The following is a 13,814-nucleotide window of genomic DNA, read 5'->3' as shown; positions in this document are numbered from 1 at the left end:
TATGAAAAAAATAATTTCCCTTTTAACGGCGTGTTTTTCGATTTTTTCAATTGCCCAAAAAAATGCTGATCTCATCATCACCAATGCGAAAATCTACACGGTCAATCAAAATTTTGATACCGCAGAATCGATGGCGATTTCTAATGGGAAAATTGTTGCGGTGGGAAAATCTGCGGATATTCTGAAAAATTACAAATCTAAAAATATTCAAAACCTTGAGGGGGAAACTGTTTTTCCAGGATTGATCGACGCGCATTGCCATTTCACCGGTTTCGCGACCGACAAATGGAAATGCGAATTGTGGGGTACCAAATCGTGGGATGATATTGTGGCAAGAATTTCAGATTTCGCAAAAACTGCACCGAAAGAGTGGTTATATGGTAGAAGTTGGGATCAGAATGACTGGGCCGTTAAAGAATTTCCAAATAAGGAAAAATTGGATCAGTTGTTCCCGAACCGTCCGGTTTATTTAAAACGAATCGACGGTCATGCTGCGGTTGCGAATCAAAAAGCGTTGGATATTGCCGGAGTTACAAAAGATTCAAAAATTTTGGGCGGCGAAATTGAAGTGAAGAACGGGAAACTGACGGGGATTTTAATCGATAACGCCATGTTATTGGTAGAAAAGCACATCCCGGAAATTGAGGATAAAGAGGCCATTCAGTATTTTGCAGATTTACAGAAAGAATGTTTTTCTTATGGTTTGACCTCGCTTCACGATTGCGGAATTACCGAAAAAACGCTGGGTCTTTTAGAAAAAGCACAGGCACAGAATACTTTGCAAATGAAGATTTTTGCTTTGATGGAAGATAATCGTGATTACTATGACCGTTGGATTAAGAAAGGAAGATATACCAATAAAAACATTACTGTTGGCGGTTTCAAAGTCTATTCCGATGGAGCTTTAGGTTCGCGGGGCGCAAATTTAATTCACGATTATTCGGATAAAAAAGGCTGGAGAGGTTTTCTTTTAAGTGAAAGAACTCATTTCGAAAACTTAGCCAAGAAATTAAAAAACAGTGATCTTCAGATGTGTACCCACGCGATTGGAGATTCTGCCAACCGAACGATTCTTCAGATTTATGGTGAAGTTTTGGGTATGAAAAACGACAGGAGATGGAGAATTGAACATGCCCAAATTGTCGATAAAAACGATTTCGATCTGTTTGGGAAATATTCAATTATTCCGTCTGTTCAGCCAACGCATGCGACTTCTGACATGTATTGGGCGGAAGACCGTTTAGGAAAAGACCGTTTGAAATATGCATATGCTTATGAAGATTTATTGAAGCAGAATGGCTGGCTTTCGTTGGGAACTGATTTTCCGGTGGAAGAAATAAATCCGTTAAAGACTTTTCATTCTGCCGTGGCGAGAAAAGATTCACAGAATTTTCCTGCAAACGGATTTCAGAAAGAAAATGCGTTGACCAGAGAACAGGCAATTCGTGGAATGACCATCTGGGCGGCAAAAGCTGCGTTTCAGGAAAATGAGATCGGAAGTTTAGAAGTTGGGAAATCTGCGGATTTTGTGGTTTTAAATCAGGATTTAATGCAGGTGGAGGAAAGTAAGATTTTGGAATCTAAAGTTCTGGAAACGTACAGCGGCGGAAAAAGAGTCTTTTATAACAAAGAATATTACGATGATTTAGCCCAAAAGTTGTCAGGAAGAACTTATGGAATTTCCTCTTCTAAATAATTCCGAATACCCTTAACCTTGAAAAAAATCGCCTACATCGAGCTCGATACCCACGCAGAAATTGCGGGAAATTTCATGGAATTAATGAAAGAATCCAAAGCATTTGAGGTGGATTATTATCTCTCGGAAAGGATCATTAAACAAATCGGGAAACATCATTCTAATATTCATTTAAGTGAAAACACCGAACTTTTAAACCAGTTAAATAAGAAGCAATATGATCTGGTAATCATTGGAACGGTGCATCGGTATTTTAATTTGTTTAATGAAATTGCCGAAAAATTCAATACTTCGGTGATTGTTCATAATCTGAATTTTACCAAGATCTCCAGTTTGCAACTTTTTAAAAATATCTTTAAAAAAGACTTTAAATACCGTTTGAAACTCTGGCTAAAAGAAGATTTGCTTTCTGCACCGGAAGTCTTTAAAAAAGCAAAAAACCTTTTGGTTTTAGATCAAAGTTTACTGCAGCAAAATCTTAAATATTTCCCTGTTTTCTTTAATCAGTTTCAGGAGGCGAACAATTCAGGAATTGATACGGTTGTCATTCCCGGCGCGGTTTCTCAGGCGAGAAGAGATTATAAAAAAGTGTTTGCTGATCTAAGGAATTATAGCCATACCAGATCTCATTCTGCAAAGTCTGTTCAAGTAATTTTTCTCGGAAAAGCAGAGGGAAAAGAACTTTTGTGGTTAAAAGATTTTGAAAAAGAAAAATCCCCAAATATTTCAATTCAGTATTTTACCGAAAAAGTTCCTCAAAATGTTTTTGATGAATGGATGAATAAAGCCCATATTTTGTGGTGCCCTATTCAAAGTGAAACCGAATTCTTCAGCAACAAAGAAATCTACGGGAAAACCAAAATGAGCGGTAATATCGGCGATGCGATTAAGTATGGGAAAGTGGCTGTCTTTCCCGAAAATTATCCGTCGGATTTTGAGTTTATCATTAATGAAAGGGCGAATTCAGGACAGGAAATTTTCGACTTTAAATCAGAAAATTCGTACGATTTTCAAAAGGAATTCAGTGAAAATAAAATCGCTGCTGAACTTGAAAAAATCTTGAAATCTTTACTCTGAATTTTTAAAATTTAAAGATGCTTTTAAAAAACTTTTTATTCAGATAATCTTCGGTTGGGAAGATTTTCATGACATGATTTGCACCGAAAATTACGATGAGAACAAACGCAGGTTTGTACAAGAGATTAACCAAATTGCTATTTGTTACCGGGAACATGATCGCCAAAGTGATCGCCAAAGTGCAGATAATGAAAACGTACATCATTTCGATGGTCAGCGGGAAAACTTTAAATTTCACGTAATTAAAATAAATTTTAATCATATTAAATAAGGTGAGCGAGATCGCTGTTGCCATGGCAATTCCGATAATTCCAAACTGGGTTTTCGTGAGGAAAAGGTAGTTCAGGGATATTGTGGTAATGGCTAAGAACAGCATCACTACAATATTGAACCGGTAGTATTTTGACAGCGAAATAATATGTCCGTTGAAGCCGGTGGCCAAATCGAAAAGCATGGCGAATCCTAAAATCCAGACCACAGGTTCGGCTTGCTGCAACTGTTCCCCATTTTTTATAAAATTGCTCAGGTAAGGGAATCCCACCAAAATACACGAGAATAATACGGCACCCAGAAAAAACAGGGTTAAAGAAGTTTTTTTATGGAAACGGTCCAGTTCTTCGAATTCACCTTCAGCAATGGTTTTATTGATAATCGGCGCCGAGATATTGAACAGACCCATTTGCGGAATAAGGATAAAAGAGAGAATTGATAAAATAATACTGTAAACTCCATTTTCTTCAAAATTCAGAAATTCTCCAATCATGAAATTGTCAACCCGGAAAGCGATATAATTCCCGATATTTCCCAGGAAACCATAAAAACTATAATTCAGGATTTCTTTCCAAAGGTTGTCTTTTTTTATATAATCTGTACTGAAATCGGGCTGTATTTTTTCAAGTTTATTGGCATAAAAAAAATAGCCTACCAATGATAAAATAAACATTCCTAAGAAAAATCCATACGATCCTTTTTCTGAAACACCTAAAAAGAAAAACAAACAGAAAGCTCCCAAATTGGCGATTTTGGGAAAGAGATTTTCGAAAATATTCGGAACAACAATCCGCTTGAAGTTGGTGAGATACTTATTGAAAACTGCAGATAAAGACATTATCAGAATAAGCGGCAGAATTAACATTTTCATTTTCCACAACTGCAGAGTTTTGAATTGAGGAAACAACAGGAAAAAAGCGAAAAATAAAAGCGAAAAAATGATGAAATTCACCAGAACCCCGGCAAAGGAAAGGGAAAGTAAATTTTGATGTTTACCCTCTTTTTGGGTCTGATGAAAAAACTTAACGGTAGAAAAAGAAAGTCCAAAAACCACGATAGGCAAAAGCATTTCGGCGGTCGGCATAATGTAGCGCAATTTGCCGTAGAACTCCATGTCATACGGGAAAATAAAAATCGCAGAAATGGTTCCCAGTAAAAAACCAAAATATCCGATTAAGGAATATTTAAAACCCTGGCGAGCAACTACACTCATAGTTTGTTGGTTTTTGTAGAATGTAAATTTTCTTTGAAAGTGAAATTTCGCACCATATTATTAACGGTAAATTGGTTTTTTAAATCGAATTAGTCAGTAAATTTCTAAATCATCAATGTTGTTTTCAAATTCAAGAAAACAAAGATAGTAAAATATGTTAAATAAATGTTAAATTCGCAAGCGGATCTGAAATGATTTTAAGTTGACGGGATTTTGTATTACATTTAACGAGAATCTGATATGACCCAAATTAAATCTGGACAGACTAAAAGTTTCTGCCTAAAATATTATGAAAAAAGTTCTTATTTTCCTCGTTTTTAGTTTATTGACCTCGTGTAATTCCGTTAAAAAAATTCAAGAAAAACCATTTGTTTGGGAAGGTGCCAATGTTTATTTTCTTTTGACCGATCGTTTCAAAAATGGAGATCCTTCCAATGATATAAATTATGGAAGAAAAGAAAAAGCTGCGGTTCTTCGTGGATTTGAAGGTGGTGATTTAAGAGGGGTTATTCAAAAAATTGATGATAATTACTTTTCTGATTTAGGAATTAACGCGATATGGATAACTCCCATTGTAGAGCAGATTCACGGCGCAACCAATGAAGGAACAGGAAACACTTATGGTTTTCATGGGTATTGGACCAAAGACTGGACGGAACTCGATCCGAACTTCGGAACCAAAAATGACCTTGGAGAATTGGTAGAGAAAGCCCATAAAAAGGGAATTCGAATTGTCTTAGATGCAGTTATTAATCACACCGGTCCGGTGACTGATATCGATGAAGCTTATCCTGATTCCTGGGTACGAACTTCGCCAACCTGTACTTATAATAATTTTAAAAATACAACAGAATGTACTTTGGTGGCTAATCTTCCAGACATTTTAACTGAATCAGACGAATCTGCTGAACTGCCGCGAATGTTAGTGGATAAATGGAAAAGAGAGGGAAAATATGAATCTGAAATGAAATCCCTTGACGCCTTTTTTGGGAGAACAGGTTATCCTCGGGCACCGAAATATTACATTATGAAATGGCTGGCTGATTATGTTCAGGAATACGGAATTGACGGTTATCGCGTTGATACCGTAAAACACACCAACGAAGACGTTTGGAAAGATTTCCAGAAAGTTTGTCAGGAAGCTTTTGATATTTACAAAAGAAATAATCCTTCGAAAGTACTTGATAACAATCTGTTTTTCACTGTTGGTGAAGTGTATGGCTATGGAATTTCTCAAAAACAAAATTACGATTTAGGTGATAAAAAAGTAAATTATTATCAAAATGGTTTTAAGTCGCTCATCAATTTTGATTTTAAAGGAGATGCAAACCAACCTTATGAAGAACTCTTTTCTAATTATTCAAAATTATTGCATTCTGATTTAAATGGAAAGACAGTCATGAACTATTTAACTTCTCACGATGACGGTTCACCCTTTGACAAGGAAAGGAAAAGAACTTATGAGGCAGGAACAAAATTATTATTAGCACCTGGAATTTCACAGGTTTATTACGGAGATGAAACGGCCAGAACATTAGCGGTCGCCGGTGCAGAAGGTGATGCAAATCTCCGTTCGAACATGAACTGGACTGATTCAAACAATAATTTAGCTACCCAGAAACTATTGGAACACTATCAGAAATTAGGGAAGTTCAGAGCGGATCATTCTTCAGTAGGAGCAGGCGTTCACCGGATGATTTCCTCTTCGCCATACTGGTTCACGAGAAGTTATAATGATGATAAAGTGTTAATCGGTTTAGACTTGAATTCTGGAATTAAAGAAATTTCGGTATCGGGAATTTTTGATGATGGCATTCGTCTTCGGGATGCTTATTCGGGGGAAATCATTACTGTTCAAAACGGAAAAGCAACAATTAATACTCATTATTCCATCGTTTTATTTGAAAAAATTTAAAAATGAAAAAACTAATTCAACTATTTCTATTATTAATTTCAACGATATTTTTTGCACAAAAAGTTCCCGAAATTAACAAAACCGAATTTTCAGAAGAGGCTTTAAACCAAAAAATAACCGCTCTGGAAGGAAAGAAAATTTCCATCTCAGATGTTTTGAAAAAACACGAAGGCCGAATCTTAATTATTGATTTCTGGGCGAGTTGGTGTCGCGACTGTATCCTCGCACTGCCTGCTACAAAAGAGTTAAAAGAAAAAAATCCCGAAATAGACTTTGTGTATTTTTCGCTGGACCGTTCCCACGAACAGTGGAAAAGAGGATTGGATAAATATGAAATTACCTCCCAGGAAAATTATTGGTTTGACGAAGGTTGGAAAAACAATTTCAATAATTACATCGATTTGAATTGGGTGCCACGATTTATGATCATTGATCAAACCGGTAAAATTGCCAAGTATTACTCCATTCATCCGAACGATCAGGATATTCAGACAACGATTGATTCTTTAAAACAGAAGTCTTTTTAATGGAAAGGCAATTCCAGGAAATTATTCAGCGGTTGAATACTCCGGAAAATTTCCGCGAAATTTTTGGCTGCCTCCCGGGCAAAAAGTGAATCGTCAGAAACCGGATGGCTAACGGTAAAACTTTTCAGTTTCAGATATTCTGCCATCGGATGGTTCTTTTCAAAACCGGTGGGAACTCTTTTTAATTTGCTTTCTACACTTAATCCACGGAAATTATTCCGGAAATCGTTCTGTTCTAAAATCTTTAAAAAATCGTCACCACTGGCCGAAATTTCCTTTCGGATTTCTTTTAAAATCGCAGGTTCCGGATTATAAACTCCGCCAGCCAGAAAAGATTTGCCCGGTTCGATATGCAGGTAATATCCCGAAATTTTACTGCCTTTTCCCATCCCTAAACTTACGCCGAAATGCGTTTTATACGGAGTTTTATCTTTAGAAAAACGGGTGTCACGATAAATTCGAAACAGAGATTTTTTAGGATCAATTTTCAAAATTTCTTCATCAAATTCAGCAATTTCCTGAATTAAAGTTTCAACAAAAGATAACACATCGTCTTTCGCTTTTTCGTATTGATCTTTGTTTTCATTAAACCAGACGCGGTTATTGTTTCTTTCGAGAGTTTTTAGAAAGCTTAAAGTTTCGTTTTTTATCATTTTAGTTTTTTTTGAAACGGTCAGATTAACCGGAATTTTTTTTGCAATTAAGGATATCACAAATTTAAAGATTATTCCTTTTCAACAATAAAATGAATTGAACAAAAAAAACCACAACAAGTTGTGATTTTCTAATGAATGAAATTTAATTTGAAATGAAATTTAGTATGTTATATTTGAATGATTTTTTTGTAATGATTTTGCGGTAAATTCCAGGAGCAGGATTTCGCTTCACTGGAGAGGTAGGCGATTTTTCGGTTTTCAGTGTCAAAAATTCTGACGCCTTCCACCCATAATTTCGGAGTTCTGTAAATATGAAGACTCACCGAAATGCCTTCCGAATTATTAATGATAGAATTGATGTCGGTTTGTTCTTCTACCAAAACATCACCAACTCTGGCAGTTGTTTTCGAGTCATATTCGATAAAGTTTGAATTTTCACGATAACTGGCTTCGGTTAAGCTTCCTTTTAAAACTTTGATTTTTGCGTCGTAATTGGAATGGTCTCGGATTGCAGAATAATTATTAATTCCCCAGATCTTTAGCGAAGCCACAAATTCATCATGATAAACCGGAATTCGCATCAGGGTTTCGTTCGGAACTTCTAAAGGAGAAATTTGAAATAATTCGTCGAAATCTTTGAACTGAAACGTAAACAACAAGTCGCAGACATCGTCGAAACTTAAATGTTTCTTGGTTTTTAAATCCAGTAAAACCTGCTCCAGATTATGTATTCCACCATTTGTTTTCATGTGTTTTAGTTTGATGGTGTAAAATTAGTCACAACCTTCTGGAATGTTTTATAAAAAGGTGCTGACTTTTATCACAAGTGATTTATGTCAGCGTTTTCAGATCTTATAATCGTCCCGAATTTCATCGCTTTTTGCGAAACAAACCGGTGAAGAATTTTCCTGAATTTCCGGTGAATCAAGACTTTTTAATTTTTCTGAATTAAATTTTTCAGACTCATTTTTTGCGATGGACAGGGTTTTCCAGTTTGTGTTTGTCAACATTTTTCCGAGATAAACGATTTGCCCGATGTGGTAAGGATGATGGGCGAACTGTCGTAGAACGGCATCCAGAATGCTGAGTTGTTCACCACGGATGAGGATGGTATCATTCCAGTTTTCTTCTTTAATCTGGTTCAAAGCACCGAAAAAAACAGTCCATCCTTTTTCCCAGACCGTCAGCATTTCTGCTTTGGAATTAATGTCATTTTCAAATTCGGCGTCGCGGTTGCGGTTCGGTTTTTCGCCGTCTTCGGTACGGAAATCAGTCCAGCGCGAAAGCATATTTCCCGAAAGGTGTTTTGCTAAAGTGGCGATAGAATTACTTTCTTCATTGTATTTCCAAAACAGCTGTTCCTCAGAAACCTGATCGAAAGTTTTTTCGGCAAGTTCTTTATAATATTGAAAACGTTTGATGAAAAGCTCTTTCATTTTAAATCTTTTTTAATAAAAATTGGAACGATCAAATTTAGTGAAAAGTAAAAGACAGGAGATGCTTTTTTTATAAAATGCGTTTCAGAATATTATTTTTTTGTAAATTTAATATTTTGATATCTAGATAATTACCAGCTTGAAAAGTCTTTCTTGCTACAGTTGATTTTCTCTTTAAAATATTATTTATTTTGCCTGAAAGTTGTAATTTTGATAAAAACAAAATCATGATTGGCCTTGAGAACCGTTGCAAAAATTGCAGTCAACATTTGCTTTTGAATCAAAAATACTGTCACGCCTGTGGCCAAAAAAGTGATACGCACCGGATTAATTTTCACTTTCTTCTGCATGAAGTTCAGCACGGTATTTTGCATGTACACAGCGGAATTGTTTTCACCATAAGGGAACTTTTTACAAGACCCGGCCACATGTTGCGCGAATATCTCGATGGCAGGCGAAAACAGCACTTTCCGCCGCTGCTTTTTGTTTTGGTAATGGGTTCGGTGTGCGCGCTGATTCAGTTTTTTTTGAAACATAAAACGGAAGCAAAAAGTGATCATACACTGACGACAAATTTATCAAAAACAGAAATCGCTAACTATATTGATTTTAAAGGTCTTATCGCTTATTTTGAGCATATTTTCGAGTGGCTGGGTGGACATCTGGCTTTTACCATTTTGCTGATGCTTCCCATTGCGGCGCTTGCTTTCTTTTTGGGTTTCAGAAAATACCGGTATAATTATCCTGAATGGCTGGTTATCCTTCTTTTTCTTGCTGGACAGTGCCTAACTTTTTATGTTCCGTTTATTTTTCTCAGTCATTTTGCAGGGAATTTTAATTTTCTGTTTTTCGTGCTTTGTTGGGCTTTTGTTACTTTTTCACTTATTCAGCTTTTTAACAGCCGCGGGAAATGGTATGTTTTTTTACGGGCATGTTGGTCTCTGTTTCTCAGTTATTTATTTTCAGTAATCTACATCATATTTGCGATTTTATTGATCACCGCAGTAGGAATTTTGCTGTATGGCTATGATAATATTATTCCTAAAATAATGAATAAACTGTGATAAGTAACAGCTATTCAAAAAATGCAAGGATATTTTTAATATTTAAAAGTTTTAATCAATACATTTGTAATCGACTTTTTTAAAATATTAAGATGGACTTTAAAAACTTTTCGATGCCGTACAGCATCAACCCCGATTACGCACAAAAAGTGGCTTACTTTTCAATGGAATTTGCCATTGATCAGGCCTTAAAAATATATTCCGGAGGCCTTGGGTTTTTAGCCGGTTCTCATATGAAAAGCGCTTATAATTTGAAGCAGGATATCGTAGGAATCGGTATTTTATGGAAGTTCGGTTATTACGATCAGGCCAGAAATCATGACCAGACCTTGCAGCCAACCTGGACCCGGAAAATGTATTCGTTTTTGCAGGATATGGGAATCATGTATCAGATCGAAATTCATTCTGCTCCTGTTTGGGTAAAAGTGTATTATTTGGCACCTGAAATTTTCCATACAGCTCCGATGTTTTTTCTTTCCACGGATGTTCCGGAAAATGACCATGTTTCAAAAACCATCTGTCACCGCTTGTATGATGCCAATGAATCGACCAAACTCGCGCAGTATATTCTGTTGGGAAAAGGGGGAGCAAAGTTGTTGGACATGATGAATTTCGAACGGGATGTTTATCATTTGAATGAAGCGCACGGTCTCCCGGCAGCATTTTATCTGTTGAAAAAATTCGGCGGCGATTTGGAAAAAGTGAAAGAGAAACTGGTATTTACCACCCATACGCCTGAAGAAGCCGGAAACGAGAAGCACAATATTTTTATGTGCCATGATATGTCGTATTTTTCGGGATTATCGATTGACGAAGTGAAAACGATTGAAGGTGTTGAAGATGACCGTTTTAACCATTCTCTCTGTGCGCTGCGCATGGCGAGAATTGCCAATGGAGTTTCCCAGTTGCACGGCGTAGTGTCGCGGGCAATGTGGAGCAAATATTCTAAAATTTGCGAAATCAAAGCGATTACCAATGCGCAGGAATATAAATACTGGGCAGATAAACCTTTATATCAGTCGAAAGATGAAGATGATTCGACGATGTTTGATTTCAGAAAGAAACATTTAAAGAAAAGATTATTCAAAATTGTGGCAGATCAAACTGGAAATTTATTTGATTCAAATGTATTCACCATTGTTTGGGCCCGAAGATTCGCCGGTTATAAAAGAGCGGATTTATTACTTCACGATAAAGAACGGTTTGAAAAATTATTAAATAATCCGAAATATCCGGTACAGATTATTTGGGCAGGAAAGCCTTACCCAATGGATTATTCAGCGATTTCTACTTTTAATGGTTTAGTAGAAGAGAGCAAGAATTACAAAAACATGGCGGTGCTTACCGGTTATGAATTAGCATTGAGTAAATCGATGAAGCAGGGATCGGATCTTTGGTTAAATAATCCGCGCGTACCGAGGGAAGCATCCGGAACCTCTGGAATGAGCGCTGCGATGAACGGCTCCGTAAACCTGTCCACCGATGATGGCTGGATTCCTGAGTTTGCAAAACATGGCGAGAACTCTTTTGTAGTTCCAAAAGCAGATTACGAAAATATGAGCGTTTACGATCAGGATAATTACGACCTCGGGAAATTATATGAAATTTTAGAAAACGAAATTATTCCCATGTATTATGATCGGCCGGCGGAGTGGAGAAAAGTGCAGCAAACCGCAATGGATGATGTTAAAATTGCCTTTAATTCTGACCGGATGGCCGATGAATATTATAAGCAGATTTACATTAAATAAACTTGTTAAAATAAAAAGAAATCCGGAAGCAGCAATGTTTCCGGATTTTTTTATGAATTATTGTAGAATTATTTTAGAAAAAAAAATTAAGGTCTGAACTTCTGCTTGCCCATTATCAGATCAAAGAACATTTTGAAATCAGCTATCAAACTCCACAACGGATATCTGAAAGTGGCCGGTTTGTTCTTTTCGAATACCGCGTGGCTGAACCAGGCGAATCCATATCCAATTATAGGAATATACCACAGAAACCTTTCTTTTCCCGATCGGATAACATAAAAGATAACCACAAATATTAAAAGTGTTCCCACGAAATGGAAAATCCTCGTCCATTTATTGGAATGCTCCGTGAGATAAAAGTCGTAAAAGTCCTTGAAATTTTTAATTCTGTTCTCCATAATTTTAATCTAAATCGCCATTTAATTCCTTTTGTAATTTGCTGTTTCTGTAACCATATGAGAAATAGATTATAAGGCCAATGGCGAACCAGACCAGAAACCAGAACCAATTGTTATGTGTCATTCCGGTTAGTAGATACAGACATGAACTTAAACCCATTAATGGGATAAGTGACAGGTTTTTCACAAAAGCTAAAACACAAAGTCCCAAATTGATAATCAGGAAGAAGAACATCGAGATTCTAAATTCACTTTCATTCGGATCTTTCCAATCCATAATCGTATGAAAAAATGAAGGCTGCCAAAAGTAGAAAAACGTTAATCCTCCCAGGAATATGATGGGGAATATAATTTTAGAATTGATATAGGGCATGTGAAATCTGCCGGGTATTTTTTTCTTTGAAGGCAGTAACAACACGCCACCGCAAACGAGTACGAAAGCGAAAATGGTTCCAATGCTTGTAAAGTCCAGGATGAAGGACTTGTCTGTAAATAAAATAGGGATTCCGACCACGATTCCGGTAATAATTGTCGCGAAAGAAGGAGTTTTGTGTTTCGGATGAATTTCCATGAATTTTTTTGGCATCAAACCATCTCGACTCATGGCATACCAAATTCTTGGCTGTCCCATCTGAAAAACAAGTAATACGGTGGTGATGGCGACGATTGCTCCCAGAGAAACTACGAATTCCATCCAGGCGACATTGGCATTTGTCTTTTCGAAAATGAAAGCCAGTGGATCCCCGATACCATCAAATTTTCTATAATCAACCATTCCGGTAAGAACCAAGGTTAAAATAATATAAATTATGGTACATAAAATCAACGAAATAATCATTCCCCGCGGGAGATTTTTCTGTGGATCTTTGGTTTCTTCGGACAGGACACTTAAGGCATCAAAGCCGATATAAGCAAAGAATACTCCGGAAACCGCACTCATTACTCCGGCAAAACCATTCGGCATAAATGAATGTTCACCCGTGATTATACTTTTTGGAAACCAGTTATCGGTATTCATATATCCGATTCCGACTGCAATAACCAGAAGGATGATGAATAATTTTAAAATGACAAAAATGTTGTTGAAGTTTTTTGATTCTTTGATCCCAACATACACGAGCCAGGTGATTAATCCATTGATGACCAGTGCGGGAGCATCAAAAATTATTTTTAAATTTCCGATTAAGGGAGCATTTTTCCAGGCATTAATTAATTCTAAATTTTGGGAACCTTTCAAAAACGCTTTATGTGCTTCAGGATAACTACAGGTTAAATATTCGGGAATAAAAACACCGATCCTGCCCATAAAACTGGTGAAATAATCGGACCAGGAGAATGCGACATAAATGTTTCCGAACGAATATTCCATGATCAAAGCCCAACCTATAATCCAGGCAATGAGTTCGCCGAAACTTGCATAAGCATAAGTATAGGCGGATCCTGCGGTGGGAATTCTACTTGCGAATTCCGCGTAACAAAGGGCTGTAAAACCGCAGGCAAAGCCACAAATAATATATAAAACAATGACGCCGGGACCGCCACGAAATACGGCTTCCCCCAAAGAACTGAAGCTTCCGGCACCAATAATGGCAGCAATACCGAAAAAAACAATATCCCAAACGCCTAAAACGCGCACCAAACCTGAGGGTTTATCACTTGCACTGTATTGTTTTCTTCTGAAAAGTTGGTTCATCTTAAAAATTTAATTTACACAAATGTAACAGAAAATTTTAAAAAACATAATTTTTCAACACTTTTATACGAAAATAGGTGAATATTGTGTTTTAATAAATAACGTATTTTTGGCAAAA

Annotated in this window: 12 protein-coding genes; 6 read left to right on the top strand and 6 right to left on the bottom strand. The window is 36.6% G+C overall.

Annotated features, from left to right (window positions below; genetic code table 11):
• Position 1 precedes the first annotated feature (1 nt).
• Both NBC122_RS00255 and NBC122_RS00250 read left to right on the top strand, forming a co-directional pair.
• A complete protein-coding gene (locus NBC122_RS00255; RefSeq protein WP_133438454.1) occupies positions 2–1,696 on the top strand; it encodes an amidohydrolase in 1,695 nt (564 codons plus the stop codon).
• A gap of 18 nt (positions 1,697–1,714) precedes the next feature.
• Positions 1,715–2,773, top strand: coding sequence for a glycosyltransferase (locus NBC122_RS00250; RefSeq protein WP_133438453.1), 1,059 nt, complete (start codon positions 1,715–1,717; stop codon positions 2,771–2,773).
• Positions 2,774–2,777: 4 nt separating this feature from the next.
• Here NBC122_RS00250 and NBC122_RS00245 read toward each other — a convergent pair whose 3' ends face one another.
• Complete coding sequence (locus NBC122_RS00245) at positions 2,778–4,256, bottom strand: lipopolysaccharide biosynthesis protein (protein WP_133438452.1); 1,479 nt, start codon at positions 4,254–4,256, stop codon at positions 2,778–2,780.
• 289 nt (positions 4,257–4,545) lie between these two features.
• Between NBC122_RS00245 and NBC122_RS00240 the strand changes: the two genes are divergently transcribed.
• Together NBC122_RS00240 and NBC122_RS00235 are read left to right on the top strand one after the other, a co-directional pair.
• Positions 4,546–6,171, top strand: a complete 1,626-nt coding sequence (locus tag NBC122_RS00240) for an alpha-amylase family glycosyl hydrolase (protein ID WP_133438451.1) — start codon at positions 4,546–4,548, stop codon at positions 6,169–6,171.
• A gap of 2 nt (positions 6,172–6,173) precedes the next feature.
• A complete protein-coding gene (locus NBC122_RS00235; RefSeq protein ID WP_133438450.1) occupies positions 6,174–6,698 on the top strand; it encodes a TlpA family protein disulfide reductase in 525 nt (174 codons plus the stop codon).
• Here the strand turns inward: NBC122_RS00235 and NBC122_RS00230 are convergent.
• The 3 genes from NBC122_RS00230 to NBC122_RS00220 all read right to left on the bottom strand — a co-directional run bounded on the left by NBC122_RS00230 (position 6,695) and on the right by NBC122_RS00220 (position 8,790).
• Entirely contained in the window at positions 6,695–7,351 is a 657-nt protein-coding gene (locus tag NBC122_RS00230; protein WP_133438449.1) for a DUF2461 domain-containing protein, read from the bottom strand. The genes NBC122_RS00235 and NBC122_RS00230 overlap by 4 nt on opposite strands.
• Positions 7,352–7,521: 170 nt before the next feature.
• On the bottom strand, positions 7,522–8,103 hold the full coding sequence (locus NBC122_RS00225) for a cupin domain-containing protein (protein ID WP_133438448.1): 582 nt from the start codon (positions 8,101–8,103) through the stop codon (positions 7,522–7,524).
• A 96-nt stretch (positions 8,104–8,199) separates the two neighbouring features.
• A complete protein-coding gene (locus tag NBC122_RS00220; RefSeq protein ID WP_133438447.1) occupies positions 8,200–8,790 on the bottom strand; it encodes a DUF1572 family protein in 591 nt (196 codons plus the stop codon).
• Between the two features lie 227 nt (positions 8,791–9,017).
• Here NBC122_RS00220 and NBC122_RS00215 point away from each other — a divergent pair, with 227 nt between their 5' ends.
• Both NBC122_RS00215 and glgP read left to right on the top strand, forming a co-directional pair.
• Complete coding sequence (locus tag NBC122_RS00215; RefSeq protein ID WP_133438446.1) at positions 9,018–9,854, top strand: DUF3667 domain-containing protein; 837 nt, start codon at positions 9,018–9,020, stop codon at positions 9,852–9,854.
• Between the two features lie 92 nt (positions 9,855–9,946).
• Positions 9,947–11,605 carry an alpha-glucan family phosphorylase gene (glgP, locus tag NBC122_RS00210; protein WP_133438445.1) on the top strand — a complete coding sequence of 553 codons (1,659 nt, stop codon included), beginning with the start codon at positions 9,947–9,949 and terminating at the stop codon, positions 11,603–11,605.
• Positions 11,606–11,691: 86 nt separating this feature from the next.
• Here the strand turns inward: glgP and NBC122_RS00205 are convergent, their stop codons facing one another.
• Both NBC122_RS00205 and NBC122_RS00200 read right to left on the bottom strand, forming a co-directional pair.
• On the bottom strand, positions 11,692–12,003 hold the full coding sequence (locus NBC122_RS00205) for a DUF962 domain-containing protein (protein ID WP_133438444.1): 312 nt from the start codon (positions 12,001–12,003) through the stop codon (positions 11,692–11,694).
• 4 nt (positions 12,004–12,007) lie between these two features.
• On the bottom strand, positions 12,008–13,696 hold the full coding sequence (locus NBC122_RS00200; protein ID WP_133438443.1) for an APC family permease: 1,689 nt from the start codon (positions 13,694–13,696) through the stop codon (positions 12,008–12,010).
• Positions 13,697–13,814 lie beyond the last annotated feature (118 nt).

Source organism: Chryseobacterium salivictor (assembly GCF_004359195.1).
GTDB lineage: Bacteria > Bacteroidota > Bacteroidia > Flavobacteriales > Weeksellaceae > Kaistella > Kaistella salivictor.
This window is presented reverse-complemented; position numbering and strand designations above follow the sequence as displayed.

What these genes read in the sequence shown, in the direction of transcription:
- NBC122_RS00230 (WP_133438449.1), bottom strand. Translation starts at nt 7,351, where the DNA reads ATGATAAAAAACGAAACTTTAAGCTTTCTAAAAACTCTCGAAAGAAAC.
- NBC122_RS00255 (WP_133438454.1), top strand. Translation starts at nt 2, where the DNA reads ATGAAAAAAATAATTTCCCTTTTAACGGCGTGTTTTTCGATTTTTTCA.
- NBC122_RS00220 (WP_133438447.1), bottom strand. Translation starts at nt 8,790, where the DNA reads ATGAAAGAGCTTTTCATCAAACGTTTTCAATATTATAAAGAACTTGCC.
- NBC122_RS00215 (WP_133438446.1), top strand. Translation starts at nt 9,018, where the DNA reads ATGATTGGCCTTGAGAACCGTTGCAAAAATTGCAGTCAACATTTGCTT.
- NBC122_RS00200 (WP_133438443.1), bottom strand. Translation starts at nt 13,696, where the DNA reads ATGAACCAACTTTTCAGAAGAAAACAATACAGTGCAAGTGATAAACCC.
- NBC122_RS00245 (WP_133438452.1), bottom strand. Translation starts at nt 4,256, where the DNA reads ATGAGTGTAGTTGCTCGCCAGGGTTTTAAATATTCCTTAATCGGATAT.
- NBC122_RS00235 (WP_133438450.1), top strand. Translation starts at nt 6,174, where the DNA reads ATGAAAAAACTAATTCAACTATTTCTATTATTAATTTCAACGATATTT.
- NBC122_RS00205 (WP_133438444.1), bottom strand. Translation starts at nt 12,003, where the DNA reads ATGGAGAACAGAATTAAAAATTTCAAGGACTTTTACGACTTTTATCTC.
- NBC122_RS00240 (WP_133438451.1), top strand. Translation starts at nt 4,546, where the DNA reads ATGAAAAAAGTTCTTATTTTCCTCGTTTTTAGTTTATTGACCTCGTGT.
- glgP (WP_133438445.1), top strand. Translation starts at nt 9,947, where the DNA reads ATGGACTTTAAAAACTTTTCGATGCCGTACAGCATCAACCCCGATTAC.
- NBC122_RS00225 (WP_133438448.1), bottom strand. Translation starts at nt 8,103, where the DNA reads ATGAAAACAAATGGTGGAATACATAATCTGGAGCAGGTTTTACTGGAT.